The following is a 22368-nucleotide window of genomic DNA, read 5'->3' on the forward strand; positions in this document are numbered from 1 at the left end:
CGCGAAATGCGCTGAAAACCCGCGATTTGCCTCACCTCAACCTTCTGAAACAAAAAAGCTGACGGCTATCAACGCTTTCACGCATGATAAACAGTAGAGTATTGCGCTCGCCAGAATATGACGGCACCAGGATCAGAAGGACAATGATGTGATTATGGCTCAACCCCATCTTTTGGCAGAAAGAATTTCTCGCCTCAGCAATGCCCTGGAGAAAGGGCTGTATGAACGGCATCATGCCATTCGTCTCTGCCTGCTGGCAGCGCTGAGCGGCGAAAGCGTGTTTCTGCTCGGGCCACCGGGCATCGCCAAGAGCCTGATTGCCCGCCGCCTGAAATACGCCTTCCAGCACGCCCGTGCGTTTGAATACCTGATGACCCGTTTTTCCACGCCGGAAGAGGTGTTTGGCCCGCTGTCGATTCAGGCGCTGAAAGATGAAGGACGCTATCAGCGTCTGACCAAAGGCTATCTGCCGGATGCCGAAATTGTCTTTCTGGATGAGATCTGGAAAGCCGGTCCGGCGATTCTCAATACGCTGCTCACCGCCATTAACGAACGTCGCTTCCGCAACGGCGACAGCGAAGAGCCGATCCCGATGCGTCTGCTGGTCACCGCCTCCAACGAACTGCCGGAGGCCGACAGCGGTCTGGAAGCGCTGTACGACCGTATGCTGATCCGGCTGTGGCTCGACAATGTGCATGAAAAACAGAATTTCCGCAGCATGCTGACCCACCAGCAGGATGAAAACGCCAACCCGGTGGCGGAATCGCTGTGCATCAGCGATGAAGAGTATCAGCAGTGGCAGAAAGGCATCAGCCAGGTCAGCCTGCCCGATCATGTGTTTGAACTGATCTATCAGCTGCGCCAGCAGCTGGAGAACCTGCCAGAGGCGCCGTATATCTCCGATCGCCGCTGGAAAAAAGCCATCCATCTGCTGCAGGCCAGCGCGTTTTACAGCGGCCGCGTGGCGATTGCCCCGCTTGATCTGATCCTGCTGAAAGATTGCCTGTGGCACGACGTGGCGTCGATGCAGCTGCTGGATCGTGAAATCGATGCGCTGATGACGCAGCACGCGTGGCAGCAGCAGGCGATGCTGCACACGCTGCAGCAGATCAAAGCGCGCCGGCTGGCGCTGCAACAGCAGCAGAGCGTGGCGCAGGCGCTGACGCTGGAGAAGCACAGCGGCATGTTCAGCCGCAAACCGCACTATGAATTACCGGCCTCGATTACGGACGAACAGCTGACCCTGATGCTGCAGCAGCCGCTGACGCTGCACGACATGCAGGTCACGCACGTAGTGGTGGCACGCGATGCGCTCAATCAGTGGCTGCTGAAAGCGGGCGAGATTCGCGGCAAGCTCAACGGCATCGGCTTTGGCCAGACGCTCGACCTGCTGGTGGATGCGCACCACTGTCTGACGCTGCGCGACGTCAGCCTGCAGTCCACGCGCCTGACGCTGCCGGGTGCCGCCAGCAGCAGCGACGTGCCGCAGGAAATCATTGAAGAGTACGACGCGCTGGAGGCCCAGCTGCGCGCGCAGCGCACGCTGTTTAGCCAGCACCAGCGCTGCCTGTTTATCAGCGACGACTGGCTGGCGCGCGTCGAAACCAGCCTGCAGGATGTGGCGGAACAGCTGAAACAGGCGAGAAAATGATCTCGCTGGAGACGCTCAGCACGCTGTTGTCGATTGGCGAAACCGAGCTGATCGAAGAGCTGATCGTGGCACTGCTGGCCTCGCCACAGCTGGCGCTGTTCTTTGAAAAATTTCCGCGCCTGAAACAGGCGATGATGGGCGAGCTGCCGCGCTGGCGCGCCGAGATTGCCGCCCAGATGAAAACCACGCCGGTGCCGGACGCGCTGGCACGCGAATTTCAGCTGTTCCAGCAGATGCAGCTGCTTAGCAGCCACGCCTTCAGTGAGCAACTGCCTGCCATCATGACGCAGCTGAAAGCGCTGCCGTCCCCGTTTATCGAAGAAGCCAGCAAACTGCTGCTGCATACCGACAGCGCCCAGCTGAGCAATGCGCAGCACACGCTGTTCCTGCAGCGCTGGCGCCTGAGCCTGACGCTGCAAACCCTGACGCTGAACGAAACCCTGCTGGAAGAGCAGCGGGAACGCCTGATGGCTGAGCTGCAGCAGCGCATGGCCATCAGCGGCCAGCTGGCGCCGATTTTGACCGATGACGACGAAGCCGCCGCCGGACGCCTGTGGGATCTGAGCAAGGCACCGCTGCAGCATGGCGACTATGAGCTGATTGTGCAGTATGGCGATTTCCTCGCCCAGCAGCCGGAACTGATGAAACTGGCGCAGCAGCTGGGACGCAGCCGCGAAGCGAAATCGGTACCGTCACAGGATGCGCCGCTGGAAGCGTTTCATCAGCTGGTGCGCGAGCCGGACAACGTGCCGGAAGAGGTCAGCGGCATCCATCAGAGCGACGATGTGCTGCGTCTGTTGCCGCCGGAGCTGGCGGCGCTGAGCATCAGCGAACTGGAGCTGGAGTTTTATCGCCGGCTGGTGGAGAAACGCCTGCTGACCTACCGGTTACAGGGCGATGCCTGGCACGAGAAAGTGACACTGCGCCCGGCCAGCCATCAGCAGCACGAAGCGCAGCCGCGCGGCCCGTTCATCGTCTGCGTGGATACCTCTGGTTCGATGGGCGGTTTCAATGAACGCTGCGCCAAAGCGTTTTGTCTGGCGCTGCTGAAGGTGGCGCTGGCCGACAGGCGGCGCTGCTACATCATGCTGTTTGCTCACGAAGTGATTGGCTACGAGCTGACCGCGGATAACGGCATTGAGCAGGCAATCCGTTTTCTCAGCCAGCGTTTTCGCGGCGGCACCGATCTGGCCGCCTGCCTGTCTGCGGTGGTCACGCGTATGGAGGGCAGTCAGTGGCAGGAAGCCGATGCGGTGATCGTTTCCGATTTCATCGCCCAGCGTCTGCCGGACGACATCGTCAGCACCATTAAACAGCGCCAGCGCCACCACCAGCAACGCTTCCACGCCGTGGCGATGTCGGCGCACGGCAAACCCGGCATTCTGCGCATTTTCGATCACATCTGGCGCTTCGATACCGGCCTGAAAAGCCGCCTGCTGCGCCGCTGGAAACGCTAATTCATCAGGCAGAAATGCTAATTTGCTATAGTGAATTACCCGCTGTGTTTAATCAGCTTACGGAGTTCACTGTGACAACCGCTCATCTTCACGATCAATTGCCTGCGCCCACCCGCACCGTCCGGCTTTCCGGCAGCAGCAGCGACGCCAAACGCGCCGAACTGCTGGCCTATTTCACCCAGACCTGGGAGCTGTACGAAAGCCTGTTCGACTGCCTCGCCGATGAGCGCGCGTACTTTAATAAAGCCATCACCCTGCGCCATCCGCTGATCTTCTACTTTGGCCATACCGCCACTTTCTACATTAATAAGCTGATGGCGGGCGGTTATCTGCAGCAGCGCATTGACGATCGCATCGAGGCGATGATGGCGATCGGCGTGGATGAGATGAGCTGGGACGATCTCGACGACAGCCATTACAGCTGGCCGGACGTAGCCGAAGTGCGCGACTACCGCGGCAAAGTGAAAACCGTGGTAAGTGAATTTATCCGCACCATGCCGCTGGAGCTGCCGATTGACTGGGACAGCCCGGCGTGGGTGATTCTGATGGGTATTGAGCATGAGCGTATTCACCTCGAAACCTCCAGCGTGCTGATCCGCCAGTTGCCGCTTGAGTGGGTAAAACCGCAGCCGCACTGGCCGGCGTGTCCGCTGGCGCGCCACGATCGTGCCTCGGTACCGGCCAATACATTGGTGGCGATGCCAGGCGGACGCGTCACGCAGGGTAAAACCGATGATACCTACGGCTGGGACAACGAATACGGCAGCCTTTCAACGGAGCTGAAACCGTTCAAAGCCAGCAAAATGCTGGTGAGCAACGCCGAGTTCTTTCATTTTATTGCCGCCAACGGCTATAACGAACGCCGCTGGTGGGATGACGAAGGCTGGGGCTGGCGCGAGTTTGCCCAGGCGCAGATGCCGACTTTCTGGGTCGGTGACATCGCGCAACCTGACGATCTCCGGCTGCGCCTGATGACCGAAGAAGTGGCGATGCCGTGGGACTGGCCCGCCGAAGTGAATCAGCTGGAAGCGGCGGCGTTCTGCCGCTGGCTGGCGGAGGAAAGCGGCAAAGCGATCCAGCTGCCGTGCGAAGCCGAGTGGATGCAGCTGCGCGAGCAGGTTGCCGGCGATCAGCCGGACTGGATCGACGCGCCGGGCAACATCAACCTTGCCCGCTGGGCCTCTTCCTGTCCGGTAGACCACTTTGCCCAGGGTGACTTCTTCGACATCGTCGGCAACGTCTGGCAGTGGACCACCACGCCGACCAACGGCTTTGAAGGCTTCAGGGTACATCCGCTGTATGACGATTTCTCCACGCCCACCTTTGACGGCAAACATGCGCTGATCAAAGGCGGCAGCTGGATCTCCACCGGCAACGAAGCGCTGAAATCCTCACGCTACGCCTTCCGGCGCCACTTCTTCCAGCATGCCGGTTTCCGCTACGTGGTTTCCTCGCATCAGGAGAGCATGGCGCTGAATCCGTATGAAACCGACAGCATGGTGTCGCAGTACCTCGACTTCCAGTACGGCCCCGGCTATTACGGTGTGCCGAACTACGCGGCGGCGCTGGTCGATATCGTGCTGCCGCACTGCGCGCAGCGCGGCCACGCGCTGGATATCGGTTGCGCCACCGGCCGTGCCAGCTTTGAACTGGCACGCCATTTTGCTGCGGTCACCGGCATGGATTACTCGGCGCGCTTTATCGACGTGGCGCTGCAGCTGACCTCGGGCGAGGATTTCCGTTACGTGGTGCCGGAAGAGGGAGAGCTGGTTGAGTATCGCCAGGTGCGGCTGAAAGAGTTTGGTTTCGATGAGTCCCTGGCGCAGCGCATTCAGTTTGTGCAGGGCGATGCCTGTAACCTGAAACCGCAGCCCGATGGCTACGATCTGGTACTGGCCTCCAACCTGATCGATCGCCTGCGCCAGCCGAAGCGCTTCCTGCAGGACATCACGCCGATGATCCGCTCCGGCGGTTTGCTGGCTATCTCCTCACCTTACACCTGGCTGGAAGAGTTCACGCCGAAGGAGAACTGGCTGGGCGGTTTCCGTGAAAACGGTGAAGCGCTCACCACCTGGCAGGCGCTGCAACGACTGCTGCGCGATGCCTTTGAGGAGGTTGCGCCGCCGCAGGACGTGCCGTTTGTGATTCGCGAAACCGCGCGTAAGTTCCAGCACACACAGGCCCAGCTGACGCTGTGGCGTAAGCGCTAAAAAGCGTGCAGACAGCGGCAGCTCCGCTGTCTGCGCCTTGCCTGTCCCGCTAATTTGCTGCACATTCTCCCTGTTCAGAGAAGACGAACCTAATGAGGATGGATGATGGCGGAACACCTGCAACTGGATAATCTCGACCGCGGCATTTTAAATGCGCTGCTGCAAAACGCGCGCACCGCGTACGCCGAACTCGCCAAGCAGTTCAACGTCAGCCCCGGCACGATTCACGTGCGCGTCGAGAAGATGCGTCAGGCGGGGATTATTCTGGGTACGCGCGTGGAGATCGATCCACGGCAGCTCGGATTTGATGTCTGCTGTTTTATCGGCATCATTTTGAAAAGCGCGCGCGACTATCCGGCCGCGCTCAGCAAACTGGAAGCGCTGGATGAAGTGGTGGAAGCCTGGTACACCACCGGCCACTACAGCATCTTTATTAAAGTGATGTGCCGCTCCATTGACGCGCTGCAGCAGGTGCTGATCAACAAGATCCAGACCATTGATGAAATCCAGTCCACCGAAACGCTGATCTCCCTGCAAAACCCGATCATGCGCACCATCAAGCCGTGATCGGCTTCCCCGCTGTGCATAACCTTATCCCGGGCGGATCGCTTTTGTGATGCGCCTTGTCGCCTGATGCTATCGACGATTAACCCTGTTTTCCACAGGTGGATCACCGCTTGATCACAGCGTACAATGCTCGCCTTTAGTGCGGGAGAGCATCATGGCCGATATTACCTTAATCAGTGGCAGTACCCTTGGCAGCGCCGAATATGTCGCTGAACATCTGGAAGAGAAACTGCAGGAAGCGGGCTTTTCAACCGAACTGCTGCACGGACCCGAGCTGGATGAGGTGCCGCAGGAGGGCGTCTGGCTGATTGTCAGCTCAACGCACGGTGCCGGCGAACTGCCGGACAACCTGCTGCCGTTTTATGAAGCGCTGCAGGAGAGCCAGCCGGATCTCTCAGGCGTACGCTTTGGCGCAGTGGGTATCGGTAATCATGAATACGATCTGTTCTGCGGTGCGATCAAGCTGCTGGAGACGACGTTAACGCAGCTGGGCGCCAAACGTATTGGCGATCGGCTGGAGATCGACGTGCTGGAACATGAGATTCCGGAAGATCCGGCGGAAGTGTGGGTCGCCAGCTGGCACCCGCAGATTTAAGACGATCTTTGCTGGTCGGGGATCGGGTATTTGTGTCGATCCCCAGTTGATTCCGCTGTTTTATCGCCTTTTACCTGCGTCGCTCTGTGGATAAGATTCGTTATTTCATGCGTATAACCAGTAGTTATCCAAAGAACAACCGCTGATGCTTTTTTACGCTGTGCATAAGTAGCAAAGTTGATCTCAGCTTATACGGATCAGGATCACCGATCATTCACAGTAAATGATCCTCGCTAATCCCCTGTTGCCACAACGCTTTTCCGGGTTATCAACAGCCAGGGGCGATCCTAATAAGAGATCTAACAGAGAGATCATATAAAAGACTTAAGATCCTTTCTTTTAAACCGCAGGATCCCGCGACTTTCGCCCTGAACAGAATTTCAGTAGAATCCACCGCCCAGGGCAACGATCCCTGTCCGAACACTAACGAGGACCCACTTCATGTTTTATCCAGATCCTTTTGACGTCATCGTAATCGGTGGTGGTCATGCGGGCACAGAAGCCGCGATGGCCGCTGCCCGAATGGGTCAGCAAACCCTGTTACTCACCCATAATATTGATACGCTGGGACAAATGTCCTGTAACCCGGCGATCGGTGGCATCGGGAAAGGACACCTGGTTAAGGAAGTGGATGCCTTAGGCGGTTTGATGGCCAGCGCGATCGATCAGGCCGGTATTCAGTTTAGGATACTAAACGCCAGCAAAGGCCCGGCGGTGCGTGCCACGCGTGCACAGGCAGACCGGGTACTGTATCGCCAGGCGGTACGCACTGCGCTGGAAAACCAGCCGAACCTGATGATCTTCCAGCAGGCGGTTGATGATCTGATTGTGGAGAACGATCGCGTTGTCGGCGCCGTGACCCAGATGGGCCTGAAGTTCCGGGCGAAAACCGTCGTTCTGACGGTGGGCACTTTCCTGGACGGCAAAATCCACATCGGCCTCGATAACTACAGCGGTGGTCGTGCAGGCGATCCTCCGTCGATTCCGCTGGCTAAACGTCTGCGTGCGCTGCCGCTGCGCGTAAACCGCCTGAAAACCGGTACGCCACCGCGTATCGATGCCCGCACCATCGACTTTTCGGTGCTCACGCCGCAGCACGGGGATGACCCGATGCCGGTGTTCTCGTTTATGGGCCATGCCGGACAGCATCCGCAGCAGGTGCCATGCTGGATAACCCACACCAATGAGCAGACACATGAAGTGATCCGCAATAACCTCGATCGCAGCCCGATGTATGCCGGGATCATCGAGGGGATCGGGCCACGCTACTGCCCGTCGATTGAAGACAAAGTGATGCGCTTTGCCGATCGTAACGCACATCAGATTTTCCTTGAGCCGGAAGGGCTGACCAGCAACGAAATCTACCCGAACGGTATCTCCACCAGCCTGCCGTTTGATGTGCAGATGCAGATCGTGCGCTCGATGAAAGGTCTGGAGAACGCGAAGATCGTGCGCCCGGGCTACGCCATCGAGTACGACTTCTTCGATCCGCGCGATCTCAAGCCGACGCTGGAGAGTAAATTTATCCACGGCCTGTTCTTTGCCGGCCAGATCAACGGCACCACCGGTTATGAAGAAGCGGCGGCGCAGGGGCTGCTGGCCGGCCTTAACGCTGCGCGTCAGTCAGCGGACAAAGAGGGCTGGGCGCCGCGTCGCGATCAGGCCTATCTTGGCGTGCTGGTCGACGATCTGTGTACGCTGGGCACCAAAGAGCCGTATCGCATGTTTACCTCGCGCGCCGAGTATCGTCTGATGCTGCGTGAAGATAACGCCGATCTGCGCCTGACCGAAACCGGACGTGAACTCGGCCTGGTCGACGACGCGCGCTGGGCTCGCTATAACCAGAAGCTGGAAGCGATTGAGCAGGAGCGTCAGCGTCTGCGTGACCTGTGGGTGCATCCGAAGTCTGAAAACGTCAGCGAAGTGAACACGGTAATCAGCGCGCCGCTCACCAAAGAAGCCAGCGCGGAAGATCTGCTGCGTCGTCCGGAGATGACCTACGAACTGCTGATGTCGCTGCCGAGCTACGGTCCGGCGCTGGCGGATGAGCAGGCCGCAGAGCAGGTAGAGATTCAGGTGAAGTATGAAGGTTACATCGCGCGTCAGCAGGAGGAGATCGATCGCCAGCAGCGCAATGAAAACACCTTACTCCCGGCCGACCTCGACTATCGCCAGGTGAATGGACTGTCGAATGAAGTGATCGCCAAACTCAACGACCACAAACCGACTTCCATTGGCCAGGCATCGCGTATTTCCGGCATCACGCCGGCGGCAATTTCAATTCTGCTGATTTACCTGAAAAAACAGGGCCTGCTGCGTAAAAGCGCCTGATCGACCCCCGGGGCGGGCATGCTCGCCCCTGTTAATGGAATTCTCGTCGTGATTAATAAACTCTCCCGGCTGCTGCAAGCGGCAAACATTTCCCTCTCCGATCAGCAAAAACAGCAGCTGGTGGGTTATGTCGAACTGCTGCACAAGTGGAATAAAGCCTACAACCTGACCTCGGTGCGCGATCCGCAGCAGATGCTGGTGCGCCACATTCTCGACAGCATCGTGGTAGAACCCCACCTGCAGGGTGAGCGCTTTATTGATGTCGGTACCGGACCGGGCCTGCCGGGGATCCCGCTGGCGATTGTCCGCCCGCAGGCGCACTTTACGCTGCTGGACAGCCTCGGGAAACGCGTGCGTTTCCTGCGTCAGGTGCAACATGAGTTAGGGCTTACTAACGTCACGCCGGTGCAGAGCCGGGTGGAAGAGTTCCCGGCTGAGCCGCCGTTTGACGGGGTGATCAGCCGCGCCTTCGCGTCGCTGGAGGACATGCTGAACTGGTGTCATCATCTGCCGGGCGCGACAGGCCACTTCTATGCACTGAAAGGCGTCAGGCCGGATGACGAAATTGCCGCGCTGCCTGCCGGCTTCGCCATCGAAAAAATTGAGCCACTGCGGGTGCCGGAACTGGAAGGTGAGCGTCATCTGGTGGTGATCAGGCGGCAATAGTCGCGCAAACGGTGTGGATTTATCGTGATTCATGCCGTTTGGCTTAGCGCAGCAGCCGGCTAAAAAAACAGCGGTTGAACGCGTCACGATAAACGCTTTTATTCAACAGGGCAGGGGAAGCAGGTTAACATCCGCCGCGGAAATTATCCGAAAACCTCTGTTACATTTAACGAATAATTCACATTTCATTATCAGTTACATCACTTTAACCGCTGTATTTACTGTGCCGAATAATCACGGCGGAAAATATAACTCTGCAATAAATCGGCGGACGTAATATCAGTTTTACGTTTTTATTGCGGTGGGTGATGTCAATAGAGTGTTTTTATCGAAAATCTGGCGCTAATCCTGGAACAATAATTCTATCTTGCTGATAGAAAAGTAAATTACGGGTTTGATTAATTGCGCGGCAGGGGTTAAAAAGCAAATTATCGCTGCCGGGGGTGCTTATAATGTGATCTGAAGCACGCTTTAAAAGCAAGTCTGCCGGGCAATTTCAAGCCTGTTTCGCCAGACAGGCCGAAGCGGATGTTTTGAAAAATAGCCCTCCAGAAAGAAATTTAAATAATTGTTCACCTTTTCGCTACTTACCGATTGAAATCGCAGGTGCGGCCCGTATAATTTGCACGGCTTTTGCTGCTTGACTCAAAAGAGTAAAGGCAGTCTTATACGACACGCGACATACCCCGTTCGGGGCAGGAGAGTTAAGCGTCATGTCAGTGTCTCTTTACAGTGTGAAATTAGCCCGAACCGTGCTGGTGATCCAGCTGGTGACCTTTGTCGTAATCGGTGCGCTGTTTGCCCTGAAAGATGTCACCTGGGGCGCCTCTGCCATCGCGGGTGGTGCGGCAGCCTGGCTGCCAAACGTACTGTTTATGTTTTTAGCCTGGCGCCTGCAGGATCAAACTCCGGCAAAAGGGCGTGTCGCCTGGAGCTTCGCCTTTGGTGAAGTGCTCAAGGTGTTTGCCACCGTTGTTTTTCTCGTTGTGGCGTTAGGTGGATTTGGAGCGGTCTTCTGGCCACTCGCAATCACCTGGTTATCGGTGCTGGTGGTACAAATCGTCGCGCCGGCTGTAATTAACAACAAAGGGTAAGAGGCATCATGGCCGCAGGAGAGATCTCAACGCCGCAGGAATACATAGGTCATCATCTGACACATCTTCAGATGGACCTGCGTACTTTCGAGCTGGTGAATGCACACGACGCGCCAGCAACGTTCTGGACGTTAAACCTGGACTCCATGTTTTTCTCTGTTGTACTGGGACTGGTGTTCCTGGTGCTGTTCCGTAAAGTGGCGAAAAGCGCCACCAGCGGTGTGCCAGGGAAAATGCAGGCGGCTATCGAGCTGGTCGTTGGCTTTGTTGATAGCAACGTCCGCGACATGTACCACGGTAAGAGTAAAGTTATCGCCCCGCTGGCTCTGACGATTTTCGTCTGGGTCTTCCTGATGAACTTCATGGATCTGCTGCCTATCGATTTGCTGCCGTTTATCGGCGAGCACTATCTGGGCCTGCCGGCGCTGCGCGTCGTGCCGTCTGCAGACGTGAACATCACGCTGTCTATGGCGCTGGGCGTATTTATTTTGATTCTGTTCTACAGCATCAAAATGAAAGGTGTAGGTGGCTTCGCCAAAGAGCTGACGCTGCAGCCTTTTAATCACCCGATCTTCATCCCCATCAACCTGATTCTTGAAGGTGTTAGCCTGCTGTCTAAACCGGTTTCGCTCGGTCTGCGACTGTTCGGCAACATGTATGCGGGTGAGCTGATCTTTATCCTGATTGCCGGTCTGCTGCCGTGGTGGTCGCAGTGGGTGCTGAATGTGCCATGGGCCATTTTCCACATCCTGATTATTTCGCTGCAGGCTTTCATTTTCATGGTCCTCACGATTGTCTATCTGTCGATGGCATCTGAAGAGCATTGATTTTTATCTCAACAACTTAGCATTTAACTGAAACAAACTGGAGACTGTCATGGAAAACCTGAATATGGATCTGCTGTACATGGCTGCCGCTGTGATGATGGGTCTGGCGGCAATCGGTGCTGCGATCGGTATCGGCATCCTCGGAGGTAAATTCCTGGAAGGCGCAGCGCGTCAGCCGGATCTGATTCCTCTGCTGCGTACGCAGTTCTTTGTTGTAATGGGTCTGGTGGATGCAATCCCAATGATCGCTGTTGGTCTGGGTCTCTACGTGATGTTTGCTGTCGCCTAAAGCCTGTAGCCGTGGTTCACTCATGGCACGCAGTGTGATGAGGAACGGATTCTGCCGTTTATCGCTGATAGCGGCAGAGCAAGTTAACTTAATAAGAGGCATTGTGCTGTGAACATTAATGCAACAATCCTCGGCCAGGCCATCGCGTTCATCCTGTTTGTCGCGTTCTGCATGAAGTACGTATGGCCGCCGATTATGGCTGCCATCGAAAAGCGCCAGAAAGAAATTGCTGAAGGCCTTGCTTCTGCTGAACGCGCGAAGAAAGATTTGGATCTCGCGCAGGCCAATGCGACCGACCAGCTGAAAAAAGCCAAAGAAGAAGCTCAGGTCATTATCGAGCAGGCGAACAAACGCCGTGCCCAGATTCTGGACGAAGCCAAAACTGAAGCTGAGACTGAACGTAACCGCATCGTGTCTCAGGCGCAGGCAGAAATCGAAGCCGAGCGCTCACGTGCACGTGAAGAGCTGCGTAAGCAAGTCGCGCTGCTGGCCTTAGCTGGCGCCGAGAAGATCATCGAACGTTCCGTGGATGAAGCTGCTAACAGCGACATCGTTGATAAACTGGTCGCTGAACTGTAAGGAGGGAGGGGCTGATGTCTGATCTGATTACTGTAGCTCGCCCCTACGCCAAAGCAGCTTTTGACTTTGCTGTTGAGCATCAAAGTATCGACCGCTGGCAGACCATGCTGGCGTTTGCCGCAGAAGTGGCTCGCAACGAACAGATGGCAGAACTCCTTTCCGGTGCATTGGCACCGGAAGCCTTGTCTGCTTCTTTCAACGCAGTCTGTGGTGATCAACTTGATGAACACGCTCAGAACCTGATTAAGGTTATGGCGGAGAACGGACGTTTGACAGCGCTTCCAGCGGTACTGGAACAGTTCATTCAACTGCGTGACGCTTATGAAGCGACAGCCGAAGTTGATGTGATCTCCGCCAGTGCGCTGAGTGACAGCCAGCTGAGTAAAATCAGCGCCGCGATGGAAAAACGTCTGTCACGCAAAGTTAAGCTGAATTGCAAAATTGATAAGTCTGTAATGGCAGGTGTGGTTATCCGTGCGGGTGACCTGGTGATTGATGGCAGCGTGCGCGGCCGTCTTGACCGTCTGGCAGACGTCTTGCAGTCTTAAGGGGACTGGAGCATATGCAACTGAATTCCACCGAAATCAGCGAACTGATCAAGCAGCGCATTGCTCAGTTCAATGTCGTGAGCGAAGCTCACAACGAAGGTACTATTGTTTCTGTAAGTGACGGTATCATCCGCGTACACGGCCTGGCCGATGTAATGCAGGGTGAGATGATTGCTCTGCCGGGCAACCGTTACGCTATCGCACTGAACCTCGAGCGTGACTCTGTAGGTGCAGTAGTGATGGGTCCGTACGCTGACCTCGCCGAAGGCATGAAGGTGAAGTGTACTGGCCGTATCCTGGAAGTGCCGGTTGGCCGTGGCCTGCTGGGCCGCGTGGTTAACACCCTGGGTGCACCGATCGACGGTAAAGGCGCTATCGACAACGATGGCTTCTCACCAGTTGAAGTGATTGCACCAGGCGTTATCGACCGTCAGTCAGTCGACCAGCCTGTTCAGACCGGTTACAAATCTGTCGATGCGATGATTCCAATCGGCCGTGGCCAGCGTGAGCTGATCATCGGTGACCGTCAGACCGGTAAAACTGCGATGGCCATCGACGCCATCATCAACCAGCGCGATTCTGGCATCAAGTGTGTCTACGTCGCGATCGGTCAGAAAGCCTCTACCATCTCTAACGTGGTACGTAAGCTGGAAGAGCACGGTGCGCTGTCTAACACCATCGTGGTTGTCGCTTCCGCTTCTGAATCCGCTGCGCTGCAGTACCTGGCTCCGTATGCCGGTTGCGCGATGGGTGAATACTTCCGTGACCGCGGTGAAGATGCGCTGATCGTCTATGATGACCTGTCTAAGCAGGCTGTTGCTTACCGTCAGATTTCTCTGCTGCTGCGCCGTCCGCCGGGTCGTGAAGCATTCCCGGGCGACGTGTTCTACCTCCACTCTCGTCTGCTGGAGCGTGCATCACGCGTAAGCGCTGACTACGTTGAGCGTTTCACCAACGGTGAAGTGAAAGGCCAGACCGGTTCTCTGACCGCGCTGCCGATCATCGAAACCCAGGCGGGTGACGTTTCTGCGTTCGTTCCGACCAACGTAATCTCGATTACCGATGGTCAGATCTTCCTGGAATCGAACCTGTTCAACTCCGGTATTCGTCCAGCCGTTAACCCGGGTATTTCGGTATCCCGTGTTGGTGGTGCTGCACAGACCAAGATTATCAAGAAACTGTCCGGTGGTATCCGTACCGCGCTGGCACAGTATCGTGAACTGGCAGCGTTCTCTCAGTTCGCTTCCGATCTGGACGATGCAACGCGCAAACAGCTGAGCCACGGTCAGAAAGTGACCGAGCTGCTGAAGCAGAAACAGTATGCACCGATGTCTGTTGCACAACAGGGTCTGGTACTGTTCGCTGCCGAGCGCGGCTTCCTGAACGACGTTGAACTGGCGAAAATCGGCAGCTTCGAAGCCGCTCTGCTGGCGTTCGCCGATCGCGAACACGCGGAGCTGATGGCTGAAATCAACCAGGCGGGTAACTACAACAACGAAATCGAAGAGAAGCTGAAAGGCCTCCTCGAAACGTTTAAAGCAACCCAGTCCTGGTAATGTCTGGCGGCTTGTCTGAAAAGGCAGGCCGCAAGGCTTTGAGGAGAAGCTAATGGCCGGCGCAAAAGAAATACGTACCAAGATCGGAAGCGTGAAAAACACGCAGAAGATCACCAAAGCGATGGAAATGGTCGCCGCCTCCAAAATGCGTAAAACGCAGGAACGCATGGCGGCCAGCCGTCCGTATGCAGATACCATGCGCAAAGTGATTGGTCACCTTGCTCTGGGTAATCTGGAATACAAGCACCCTTACCTGGATGAGCGCGACGTTAAGCGCGTCGGCTACCTGGTCGTTTCGACTGACCGCGGGCTTTGTGGTGGTTTGAACGTTAACCTGTTCAAAAAATTGCTGGCAGAAATGAAAGGCTGGTCTGATAAAGGCGTGCAGAGCGATCTGGCGATTATCGGTTCCAAAGGCGTTTCTTTCTTCGGCTCTGTAGGTGGCAACGTCGTGGCTCAGGTTACCGGCATGGGCGATAAGCCTGCGCTGTCCGACCTGATCGGCCCGGTAAAAGTGATGTTGCAGGCTTATGATGAAGGCCGCATCGACAAGCTGTATATCGTCAGCAATAAGTTTAATAACACCATGTCTCAGACTCCGACCATTACCCAACTGCTGCCGTTACCGCCAGCGGAAGGTGAAGAAGAGATGAAGGCGAAGACCTGGGATTACCTGTACGAACCCGATCCGAAAGCGCTGCTGGATACCCTGCTGCGTCGTTATGTCGAATCGCAGGTTTATCAGGGTGTGGTGGAAAACCTGGCCAGTGAGCAGGCTGCACGTATGGTGGCCATGAAAGCGGCAACCGATAACGGCGGAAACCTGATCAAAGAGCTGCAGTTGGTGTACAACAAAGCTCGTCAGGCCAGCATCACTCAGGAACTTACCGAGATCGTCTCGGGAGCCTCCGCGGTTTAACCAGGCATATATCCCGTCGCGCGAGCGCGGCCGGATATTCTCGTATTAGGTAGAGGATTCAAGATGGCAGCTGGAAAGATTGTCCAGATTATCGGCGCCGTAGTTGACGTCGAATTCCCTCAGGACGCGGTACCGCAGGTATACAGCGCTCTCGAGGTAAAAAATGGTGATGCTCGTCTGGTGCTGGAAGTTCAGCAGCAGCTGGGCGGTGGCGTGGTGCGTACCATCGCCATGGGTTCTTCTGACGGCCTGAAGCGCGGTCTGGAAGTCACCGACCTGAAAAAACCTATCCAGGTTCCGGTTGGTAAAGCAACACTCGGCCGTATCATGAACGTGCTGGGTGAGCCAATCGACATGAAAGGCGACCTGAAAGAAGAAGACGGCAGCGCTGTAGAGGTTTCCTCTATTCACCGCGCAGCGCCTTCTTATGAAGATCAGTCAAACTCGCAGGAACTGCTGGAAACCGGCATCAAGGTTATCGACCTGATGTGTCCGTTCGCGAAGGGCGGTAAAGTCGGTCTGTTCGGTGGTGCGGGTGTGGGTAAAACCGTAAACATGATGGAGCTGATCCGTAACATCGCGGCTGAGCACTCAGGTTATTCGGTCTTTGCTGGCGTGGGTGAGCGTACTCGTGAGGGTAACGATTTCTACCACGAAATGACTGACTCCAACGTTATCGACAAAGTAGCGCTGGTGTATGGCCAGATGAACGAGCCGCCGGGTAACCGTCTGCGCGTAGCACTGACCGGTCTGACCATGGCGGAAAAATTCCGTGATGAAGGCCGTGACGTTCTGCTGTTCATCGACAACATCTACCGTTACACCCTGGCCGGTACAGAGGTTTCTGCACTGCTGGGTCGTATGCCATCGGCGGTAGGTTATCAGCCAACGCTGGCTGAAGAGATGGGTGTGCTGCAGGAGCGTATTACCTCCACCAAGACCGGTTCAATCACCTCCGTACAGGCCGTTTACGTTCCTGCGGATGACCTGACTGACCCGTCACCAGCAACCACCTTTGCTCACTTAGACTCAACCGTTACGCTGAGCCGTCAGATCGCGTCACTGGGTATCTACCCGGCCGTTGACCCGCTGGACTCTACCAGCCGTCAGCTGGATCCGCTGATCGTCGGTCAGGAGCACTACGACGTCGCGCGTGGCGTTCAGTCGCTGCTGCAGCGTTACCAGGAGCTGAAAGACATCATCGCCATCCTCGGCATGGACGAGCTGTCTGAAGAAGACAAACTGCTGGTGGCACGTGCGCGTAAGATTCAGCGCTTCCTGTCTCAGCCGTTCTTCGTAGCAGAAGTCTTCACCGGTTCTCCGGGTAAATACGTGACGCTGAAAGACACCATCCGTGGCTTCAAAGGCATCATGGAAGGCGAATTCGACCACCTGCCAGAGCAGGCATTCTACATGGTCGGCGCGATCGAAGAAGCTGTCGAAAAAGCGAAGAAACTGTAATAACGGTTTCCCAGGAGGAGTGGTATGGCTATGACTTATCATCTGGACGTGGTCAGCGCGGAGCAGCAAATGTTCTCCGGTCTGGTGCAGCGTATCCAGGTGTCAGGTAGCGAAGGTGAGCTGGGTATTTACCCGGGTCACGCCCCGCTGCTGACTGCCATCAAGCCTGGTATGATTCGCATCGTTAAACAGCACGGCGAAGAGGAGTATATCTACCTCTCTGGCGGCGTGCTGGAAGTACAGCCGGGCAGCACGACCGTTCTGGCCGACACTGCAATTCGCGGTGAAGACCTCGACGAAGCGCGCGCGCTGGAAGCGAAACGTAAAGCAGAAGAGCACATGAACAGCAGCCACGGCGACGTGGACTATGCTCAGGCCTCTGCGGAGCTGGCGAAAGCTATCGCGAAACTGCGCGTCATCGAGCTGACCAAAAAAGCGATGTAATCAGGCTTTATGCGTCACGAAATGCCAGCCCCCGGGCTGGCATTTTTTTTGCCTGCTGCCGGTGCGCATAAATGCGCACCCTACGAATAGCTGTGCGATTGCCCTGTATGAATGCCATTCATGGCGACCACGCATAAATACACACGCTGTCCAAAACCGCACAATTACCCGTAGGGGCGCCATTTATGGCGACCAAATGTCGATGCGGATGAATGCACACGCTGCCAAAACCGCACAATTACCCGTAGGGGCGCCATTCATGGCGACCAAATGTGGATGCGGTTGAATGCGCACGCTGTCCAAAACCGCACAATTACCCCGTAGGGGCGCCATTCATGGCGACCAAATGTCGGTACGCATAAATGCGCATGCTGTCCAAAACCGCACAATTACCCCGCAGGGGCGCCATTGATGGCGACCGAAAATGGCACAACGCCCTTACCTTATGCCCTTCCCGGCGACCCGTGCTGGCCACTCACCGCCGCTCATCCTCTTCCGCTAATTTCGCACGGAGAAAAATGTAGTAATCTCAGGGGTAAACCTTACACTTTCGAAAGCTAAATTGAGTCAGGATAGTTATGTCGACAAGCGCAATGAGCGTGGTGATCCTCGCCGCTGGCAAAGGCACCCGCATGTATTCCGATCTGCCTAAGGTGCTGCACAGCCTGGCAGGTAAACCGATGGTGCAACACGTTATTGATGCCGCTACCGGCCTCGGCGCACAGCATGTGCATCTGGTCTACGGCCACGGCGGTGAGTTGCTGCAGGAGAAACTGGCGCATAACCCGCTGAACTGGGTGTTGCAGGCGGAACAGCTCGGCACCGGCCATGCCATGCAGCAGGCGGCACCGTTCTTCGCCGATGACGAAGATATCCTGATGCTGTACGGCGATGTCCCGCTGATCGCCCAGGAAACCCTGCAGCGTCTGCGCGACGCCAAACCCGCTGGCGGCATCGGGCTGCTCACCGTGGTGCTGGATAACCCCACCGGCTACGGACGCATCGTGCGCGAAAACGGCACCATCACCGGCATCGTGGAGCAAAAAGATGCGTCAGCCGAACAGCTGAAGATTCAGGAGATCAACACCGGCATCCTGATCGCCAACGGTGCCGACCTGAAGCGCTGGCTGGCGCAGCTCAACAACCACAATGCGCAGGGCGAATTCTACATCACCGATATCATCGCCATGGCGCATCAGGAAGGCCGCGTGATCAACGCAGTGCACCCGGCGCGTATCAGCGAAACCGACGGCGTGAACAATCGTCTGCAGCTATCCACTCTGGAGCGCACTTATCAACGTGAGCAGGCAGAAAAGCTGCTGCTGGCTGGCGTCATGCTGCGCGATCCGGCGCGCTTCGATCTGCGCGGTACGCTGCAGCACGGTCGTGATGTCGATATTGATACCAACGTGATCATTGAAGGCAACGTCACGCTGGGCCATCGGGTGAAAATCGGCGCTGGCTGCATCATCAAAAACAGCGTGATTGCCGATGACTGCGAAATCAGCCCTTATTCGGTGATTGAAGATGCCACGCTGGCCGCCGCCTGCACCGTCGGGCCGTTTGCGCGCCTGCGTCCGGGCAGCGAACTGGCTGAACAGGCGCACGTCGGCAACTTTGTCGAGATGAAGAAAGCGACGCTGGGTAAAGGCTCTAAGGCCGGCCATCTGTCGTATCTCGGGGATGCGGAGATTGGCGCGGGCGTGAATATCGGTGCCGGCACCATCACCTGCAACTACGACGGTGCCAACAAGTTTAAAACCATTATCGGTGACAACGTGTTTGTCGGCTCGGACACCCAGCTGGTGGCCCCGGTCAGCGTGGCGGCGGGCGCCACCATCGCCGCCGGCACGACGGTGATGAAAGACGTTACCGCTGCCGATCTGGTCTATAACCGCAAAGAGCAAAATCAGAAGTCTGGCTGGCAGCGTCCGGTTAAGAAAAAATAAATGTCAGGGCCGGCAAAGATCGGCCCGGTATTAAAAACCCGACATATTCCGGTTTTCAGGCAGCTAACGCACCTGCAACCTGGAATAGGAAGGGATATCCCCCACTCTCTACAAGGCTCGGGGAACAATCAGGTCAGATGACAACGCAATGGCCGAAAGCCATGACGTCAGGAAATTACTATGTGTGGAATTGTTGGTGCAGTAGCGCAGCGTGATATCGCAGAAATTCTGCTGGAAGGGCTGCGTCGTCTTGAGTATCGCGGTTATGACTCTGCCGGTCTGGCGGTTGTCGATCGCCAGGGCCACATGACGCGGTTGCGTCGTCTGGGTAAAGTGGCCAATCTGGCAGAAGCGGCGGAGCAGCAGCCGCTGATTGGCGGAACCGGCATCGCGCACACCCGCTGGGCGACGCACGGTGAGCCGTCGGAAGCCAATGCGCACCCGCACGTCTCAGAGCACATTATTATTGTGCACAACGGCATCATTGAGAACCACGAACCGCTGCGTGAGCAGATGATCGCACGCGGTTACCGCTTTGCCTCCGAAACCGATACCGAAGTGGTGGCGCACCTGGTGCACTGGGAGCAGAAACAGGGCGGTACGCTGCGCGAAGTGGTACTGCGGGTGATCCCGCAACTGCGCGGGGCGTATGGCATGGTGATCATGGACAGCCGCGATCCGTCGGTGCTGGTGGCTGCGCGTTCCGGCAGCCCGCTGGTGATTGGCCGCGGCGTGGGCGAAAACTTTATCGCTTCCGATCAGCTGGCGCTGCTGCCGGTGACCCGCCGCTTTATCTACCTCGAAGAGGGGGATATTGCCGAAATTACCCGCCGCGAAGTGACGATTATCGATCGCCACGGTAACCAGGCACAGCGCGCGGAGATCGAATCCAATGCGCAGTACGATGCCGGCGACAAAGGCGTTTACCGCCATTACATGCAGAAAGAGATCTACGAACAGCCGAACGCCATCAAAAACACGCTGGCCGGCCGCTTTCATGACGGCATTGTTGATCTCAGCGAACTGGGCGCTAACGCGGAAACGCTGCTGAGCCAGGTGGAACACATCCAGATCATCGCCTGCGGCACTTCCTACAACTCCGGCATGGTGTCGCGTTACTGGTTTGAGTCGATGGCCAACATCCCGTGTGACGTGGAAATCGCCTCCGAATTCCGCTATCGCAAATCTGCGGTGCGTAAAAACAGCCTGCTGATCACCCTGTCGCAATCCGGTGAAACCGCCGATACGCTGGCAGCGCTGCGCCTGTCCAAAGAGCTGGGCTATCTCGGTTCGCTGGCCATCTGCAACGTGGCCGGTTCGTCACTGGTGCGTGAGTCAGATCTGGCGCTGATGACCAAAGCCGGCACCGAAATTGGCGTGGCCTCGACCAAAGCATTCACCACCCAGCTGACGGTACTGCTGATGCTAGTGGCGAAGCTGGGCCGTCTGCACGGCATGCGCGCTGACACCGAGCATGAGATTGTCCATGCGCTGCAGGCACTGCCGAGCCGCATTGAACAGATGCTGGCGCAGGATAAAGTGATCGAGAATCTCGCCGAAGGCTTCTCTGACAAGCATCACGCGCTGTTCCTCGGCCGTGGCGATCAGTATCCGATTGCCATGGAAGGGGCGCTGAAGCTGAAAGAGATCTCCTATATCCACGCCGAAGCTTATGCGGCGGGCGAGCTGAAGCACGGTCCGCTGGCGCTGATTGATGCCGATATGCCGGTGATTGTGGTGGCACCAAACAACGAGCTGCTGGAGAAGCTGAAATCCAACATCGAAGAGGTGCGCGCGCGCGGCGGTCTGCTGTATGTGTTTGCCGACCAGGATGCCGGTTTCAGCGACAGCGAAGGCATGAAAATCATCCCGCTGCCGCACGTTGAAGAGGTGATTGCCCCAATCTTCTACACCGTGCCGCTGCAGCTGCTCTCCTACCACGTGGCGCTGATCAAAGGCACCGACGTCGACCAGCCGCGTAACCTGGCGAAATCGGTTACGGTGGAATAAGCGTAGCCCGGTCTGGAAACAGGCCGGGTTTTTTAACTCATTGTTGTTCCGATTAAATTAATCGTGAATTCTGTGAACGTTGTGAATTAATTTTTTCCTGATATGTGAAATCAACTTTCATAATTCGCTGGCTGTCCTTCACTTCTTTTTTGTTTAACTTTAATTTAACCTTTCAGTCATAAGCTTTCTGATGCATGTAGCAAGCCAAACTCGTTCTCTGCATGTAGGAATTTATGGCGCGTTATTTCATATTTACTTTTTTGTGTCTGATGCTTTTATCCGATGCACTGGCATCGTCATTCAGTGTGAATATTTCCGGTAACGTGATGGTACCTGCCGACTGTAAAATAAATAATGGTATGCCGATTAGTGTTAATTTCGGCGATGTGCGCACCGATAAAATAGATGGGAAAGCGTATCAGCAACCTGTGTCATTTACGCTTTCCTGCACTAATCTTCCCTCTAATGCGCTTAAACTCCAGCTACAGGGGAATGCAGCCAGCTTTGATAGCGGTGCGTTACGCGCATCAGTCAGCGGTTTAGGTATTGCGTTTTTTAAGTCTAACGCTGAAAGTTTAAATATTAATACCAGCTGGGTAAACTTTACTTATCCCGCGCTGCCGGTTATTACGGCCGTCCCGGTGAAAGATAACAGCAGTAGTTTAACGGGTGGAAGTTTTACTTCAGCGGCAACACTGGTAGTGGAACTGCAATAAATGAAACGTACGTGGTTAATGGCACTATTACTACTCGCTATGCTGAAGTATAGCGCAGTGGCTGCTTTCAGCGTGCAGGCTAATTTCAGTGGAAAACTCATCGAGCCGCCGTTATGTCAGATTAACGGCGAAAAGCCAATTATGGTGGAGTTTGGTTCAGTGGTTATTTCCCAAATCAATGGCGACAGCTACAGAAAACCTGTCTCCTGGACGTTAACCTGTAGCAATAATCCCGATAAGAGTATGCGTGTACAAATCAGTGGCACCGGAAGCGCATTTAATTCTGCTTTGCTGGCGACCAGCCAGCGTGATTTGGCGATTCAGATATTAAGCGGTAAAAATGGCGAAAACGCCCTGGCACTGAATAACTGGCTGCCGTTTACCTTTCCTGCGCTGCCCGTCATTCAGGTGGTACCGGTGAAAAAAAACGCCGCGGTGTTAACCAGCGGTGACTTTTCTGCTTTTGCTGCGCTGGTGGTTGAGTACCAGTAGATGATCG

At 56.0% G+C, this 22368-nt stretch carries 20 protein-coding genes; all 20 read left to right on the plus strand.

The genetic code is table 11. The features are described 5' to 3' along the window. Positions 1-154: 154 nt before the first annotated feature. The 20 genes from ravA (at position 155) to C1N56_RS19250 (ending at position 22361) form a co-directional block, all read left to right on the plus strand. Positions 155-1651 carry an ATPase RavA gene (gene ravA / locus C1N56_RS19155; protein ID WP_058758223.1) on the plus strand — a complete coding sequence of 499 codons (1497 nt, stop codon included), beginning with the start codon at positions 155-157 and terminating at the stop codon, positions 1649-1651. Beyond that, positions 1648-3108 carry an ATPase RavA stimulator ViaA gene (viaA, locus tag C1N56_RS19160; protein WP_058770715.1) on the plus strand — a complete coding sequence of 487 codons (1461 nt, stop codon included), beginning with the start codon at positions 1648-1650 and terminating at the stop codon, positions 3106-3108. Before ravA ends, viaA begins: the two co-directional genes overlap by 4 nt. 71 nt (positions 3109-3179) lie before the next feature. Continuing rightward, entirely contained in the window at positions 3180-5318 is a 2139-nt protein-coding gene (gene ovoA, locus C1N56_RS19165) for a 5-histidylcysteine sulfoxide synthase (RefSeq protein ID WP_394516978.1), read from the plus strand. A gap of 105 nt (positions 5319-5423) precedes the next feature. After that, positions 5424-5885: a transcriptional regulator AsnC gene (gene asnC / locus C1N56_RS19170; protein WP_007893613.1), complete on the plus strand. Its 462-nt coding sequence runs from the start codon at positions 5424-5426 to the stop codon at positions 5883-5885. A 154-nt stretch (positions 5886-6039) separates the two neighbouring features. Beyond that, positions 6040-6480 carry an FMN-binding protein MioC gene (gene mioC / locus C1N56_RS19175; RefSeq protein ID WP_021508182.1) on the plus strand — a complete coding sequence of 147 codons (441 nt, stop codon included), beginning with the start codon at positions 6040-6042 and terminating at the stop codon, positions 6478-6480. 441 nt (positions 6481-6921) lie between these two features. After that, entirely contained in the window at positions 6922-8811 is a 1890-nt protein-coding gene (gene mnmG / locus C1N56_RS19180) for a tRNA uridine-5-carboxymethylaminomethyl(34) synthesis enzyme MnmG (RefSeq protein WP_021508183.1), read from the plus strand. A gap of 48 nt (positions 8812-8859) precedes the next feature. After that, positions 8860-9477, plus strand: a complete 618-nt coding sequence (gene rsmG, locus C1N56_RS19185; RefSeq protein ID WP_058758219.1) for a 16S rRNA (guanine(527)-N(7))-methyltransferase RsmG — start codon at positions 8860-8862, stop codon at positions 9475-9477. A 713-nt stretch (positions 9478-10190) separates the two neighbouring features. Further along, entirely contained in the window at positions 10191-10571 is a 381-nt protein-coding gene (gene atpI, locus C1N56_RS19190) for a F0F1 ATP synthase subunit I (protein ID WP_021508185.1), read from the plus strand. A gap of 8 nt (positions 10572-10579) precedes the next feature. Beyond that, positions 10580-11398, plus strand: coding sequence for a F0F1 ATP synthase subunit A (atpB, locus tag C1N56_RS19195; RefSeq protein ID WP_031279833.1), 819 nt, complete (start codon positions 10580-10582; stop codon positions 11396-11398). 49 nt (positions 11399-11447) lie between these two features. After that, the gene (gene atpE, locus C1N56_RS19200) at positions 11448-11687 is read left to right on the plus strand and encodes a F0F1 ATP synthase subunit C (protein ID WP_003849523.1); all 240 of its coding nucleotides are present in this window, start codon (positions 11448-11450) and stop codon (positions 11685-11687) included. Between the two features lie 108 nt (positions 11688-11795). Next, positions 11796-12266 (plus strand): F0F1 ATP synthase subunit B, encoded by a 471-nt coding sequence (gene atpF / locus C1N56_RS19205; RefSeq protein WP_021313757.1) that lies wholly within the window; start codon positions 11796-11798, stop codon positions 12264-12266. Between the two features lie 14 nt (positions 12267-12280). Next, entirely contained in the window at positions 12281-12814 is a 534-nt protein-coding gene (gene atpH / locus C1N56_RS19210) for a F0F1 ATP synthase subunit delta (RefSeq protein ID WP_021508187.1), read from the plus strand. 14 nt (positions 12815-12828) lie between these two features. Further along, the gene (gene atpA / locus C1N56_RS19215) at positions 12829-14370 is read left to right on the plus strand and encodes a F0F1 ATP synthase subunit alpha (protein ID WP_021508188.1); all 1542 of its coding nucleotides are present in this window, start codon (positions 12829-12831) and stop codon (positions 14368-14370) included. Between the two features lie 52 nt (positions 14371-14422). After that, complete coding sequence (atpG, locus tag C1N56_RS19220; protein WP_021508189.1) at positions 14423-15289, plus strand: F0F1 ATP synthase subunit gamma; 867 nt, start codon at positions 14423-14425, stop codon at positions 15287-15289. 63 nt (positions 15290-15352) lie between these two features. Further along, positions 15353-16750 carry a F0F1 ATP synthase subunit beta gene (atpD, locus tag C1N56_RS19225; RefSeq protein ID WP_021508190.1) on the plus strand — a complete coding sequence of 466 codons (1398 nt, stop codon included), beginning with the start codon at positions 15353-15355 and terminating at the stop codon, positions 16748-16750. A gap of 24 nt (positions 16751-16774) precedes the next feature. After that, positions 16775-17194 (plus strand): F0F1 ATP synthase subunit epsilon, encoded by a 420-nt coding sequence (locus C1N56_RS19230; RefSeq protein ID WP_021508191.1) that lies wholly within the window; start codon positions 16775-16777, stop codon positions 17192-17194. 578 nt (positions 17195-17772) lie between these two features. Next, positions 17773-19143: a bifunctional UDP-N-acetylglucosamine diphosphorylase/glucosamine-1-phosphate N-acetyltransferase GlmU gene (glmU, locus tag C1N56_RS19235; RefSeq protein WP_159377273.1), complete on the plus strand. Its 1371-nt coding sequence runs from the start codon at positions 17773-17775 to the stop codon at positions 19141-19143. Between the two features lie 180 nt (positions 19144-19323). After that, on the plus strand, positions 19324-21153 hold the full coding sequence (gene glmS, locus C1N56_RS19240; RefSeq protein WP_394516979.1) for a glutamine--fructose-6-phosphate transaminase (isomerizing): 1830 nt from the start codon (positions 19324-19326) through the stop codon (positions 21151-21153). A 233-nt stretch (positions 21154-21386) separates the two neighbouring features. Next, positions 21387-21869, plus strand: coding sequence for a fimbrial protein (locus tag C1N56_RS19245; RefSeq protein WP_394516980.1), 483 nt, complete (start codon positions 21387-21389; stop codon positions 21867-21869). Further along, positions 21870-22361, plus strand: coding sequence for a fimbrial protein (locus C1N56_RS19250; RefSeq protein ID WP_081049420.1), 492 nt, complete (start codon positions 21870-21872; stop codon positions 22359-22361). The last annotated feature ends 7 nt before the right edge of the window (positions 22362-22368 follow it).

The organism is Pantoea sp. SGAir0175, from assembly GCF_043547855.1.

Bases quoted from the DNA above. Each gene is read 5' to 3' on its own strand.
- glmS (WP_394516979.1), top strand. From the start codon at position 19,324: ATGTGTGGAATTGTTGGTGCAGTAGCGCAGCGTGATATCGCAGAAATT.
- glmU (WP_159377273.1), top strand. From the start codon at position 17,773: ATGTCGACAAGCGCAATGAGCGTGGTGATCCTCGCCGCTGGCAAAGGC.
- ravA (WP_058758223.1), top strand. From the start codon at position 155: ATGGCTCAACCCCATCTTTTGGCAGAAAGAATTTCTCGCCTCAGCAAT.
- mnmG (WP_021508183.1), top strand. From the start codon at position 6,922: ATGTTTTATCCAGATCCTTTTGACGTCATCGTAATCGGTGGTGGTCAT.
- C1N56_RS19250 (WP_081049420.1), top strand. From the start codon at position 21,870: ATGAAACGTACGTGGTTAATGGCACTATTACTACTCGCTATGCTGAAG.
- atpI (WP_021508185.1), top strand. From the start codon at position 10,191: ATGTCAGTGTCTCTTTACAGTGTGAAATTAGCCCGAACCGTGCTGGTG.
- atpA (WP_021508188.1), top strand. From the start codon at position 12,829: ATGCAACTGAATTCCACCGAAATCAGCGAACTGATCAAGCAGCGCATT.
- C1N56_RS19230 (WP_021508191.1), top strand. From the start codon at position 16,775: ATGGCTATGACTTATCATCTGGACGTGGTCAGCGCGGAGCAGCAAATG.
- atpE (WP_003849523.1), top strand. From the start codon at position 11,448: ATGGAAAACCTGAATATGGATCTGCTGTACATGGCTGCCGCTGTGATG.
- viaA (WP_058770715.1), top strand. From the start codon at position 1,648: ATGATCTCGCTGGAGACGCTCAGCACGCTGTTGTCGATTGGCGAAACC.
- atpB (WP_031279833.1), top strand. From the start codon at position 10,580: ATGGCCGCAGGAGAGATCTCAACGCCGCAGGAATACATAGGTCATCAT.
- asnC (WP_007893613.1), top strand. From the start codon at position 5,424: ATGGCGGAACACCTGCAACTGGATAATCTCGACCGCGGCATTTTAAAT.
- atpH (WP_021508187.1), top strand. From the start codon at position 12,281: ATGTCTGATCTGATTACTGTAGCTCGCCCCTACGCCAAAGCAGCTTTT.
- atpG (WP_021508189.1), top strand. From the start codon at position 14,423: ATGGCCGGCGCAAAAGAAATACGTACCAAGATCGGAAGCGTGAAAAAC.
- atpD (WP_021508190.1), top strand. From the start codon at position 15,353: ATGGCAGCTGGAAAGATTGTCCAGATTATCGGCGCCGTAGTTGACGTC.
- C1N56_RS19245 (WP_394516980.1), top strand. From the start codon at position 21,387: ATGGCGCGTTATTTCATATTTACTTTTTTGTGTCTGATGCTTTTATCC.
- mioC (WP_021508182.1), top strand. From the start codon at position 6,040: ATGGCCGATATTACCTTAATCAGTGGCAGTACCCTTGGCAGCGCCGAA.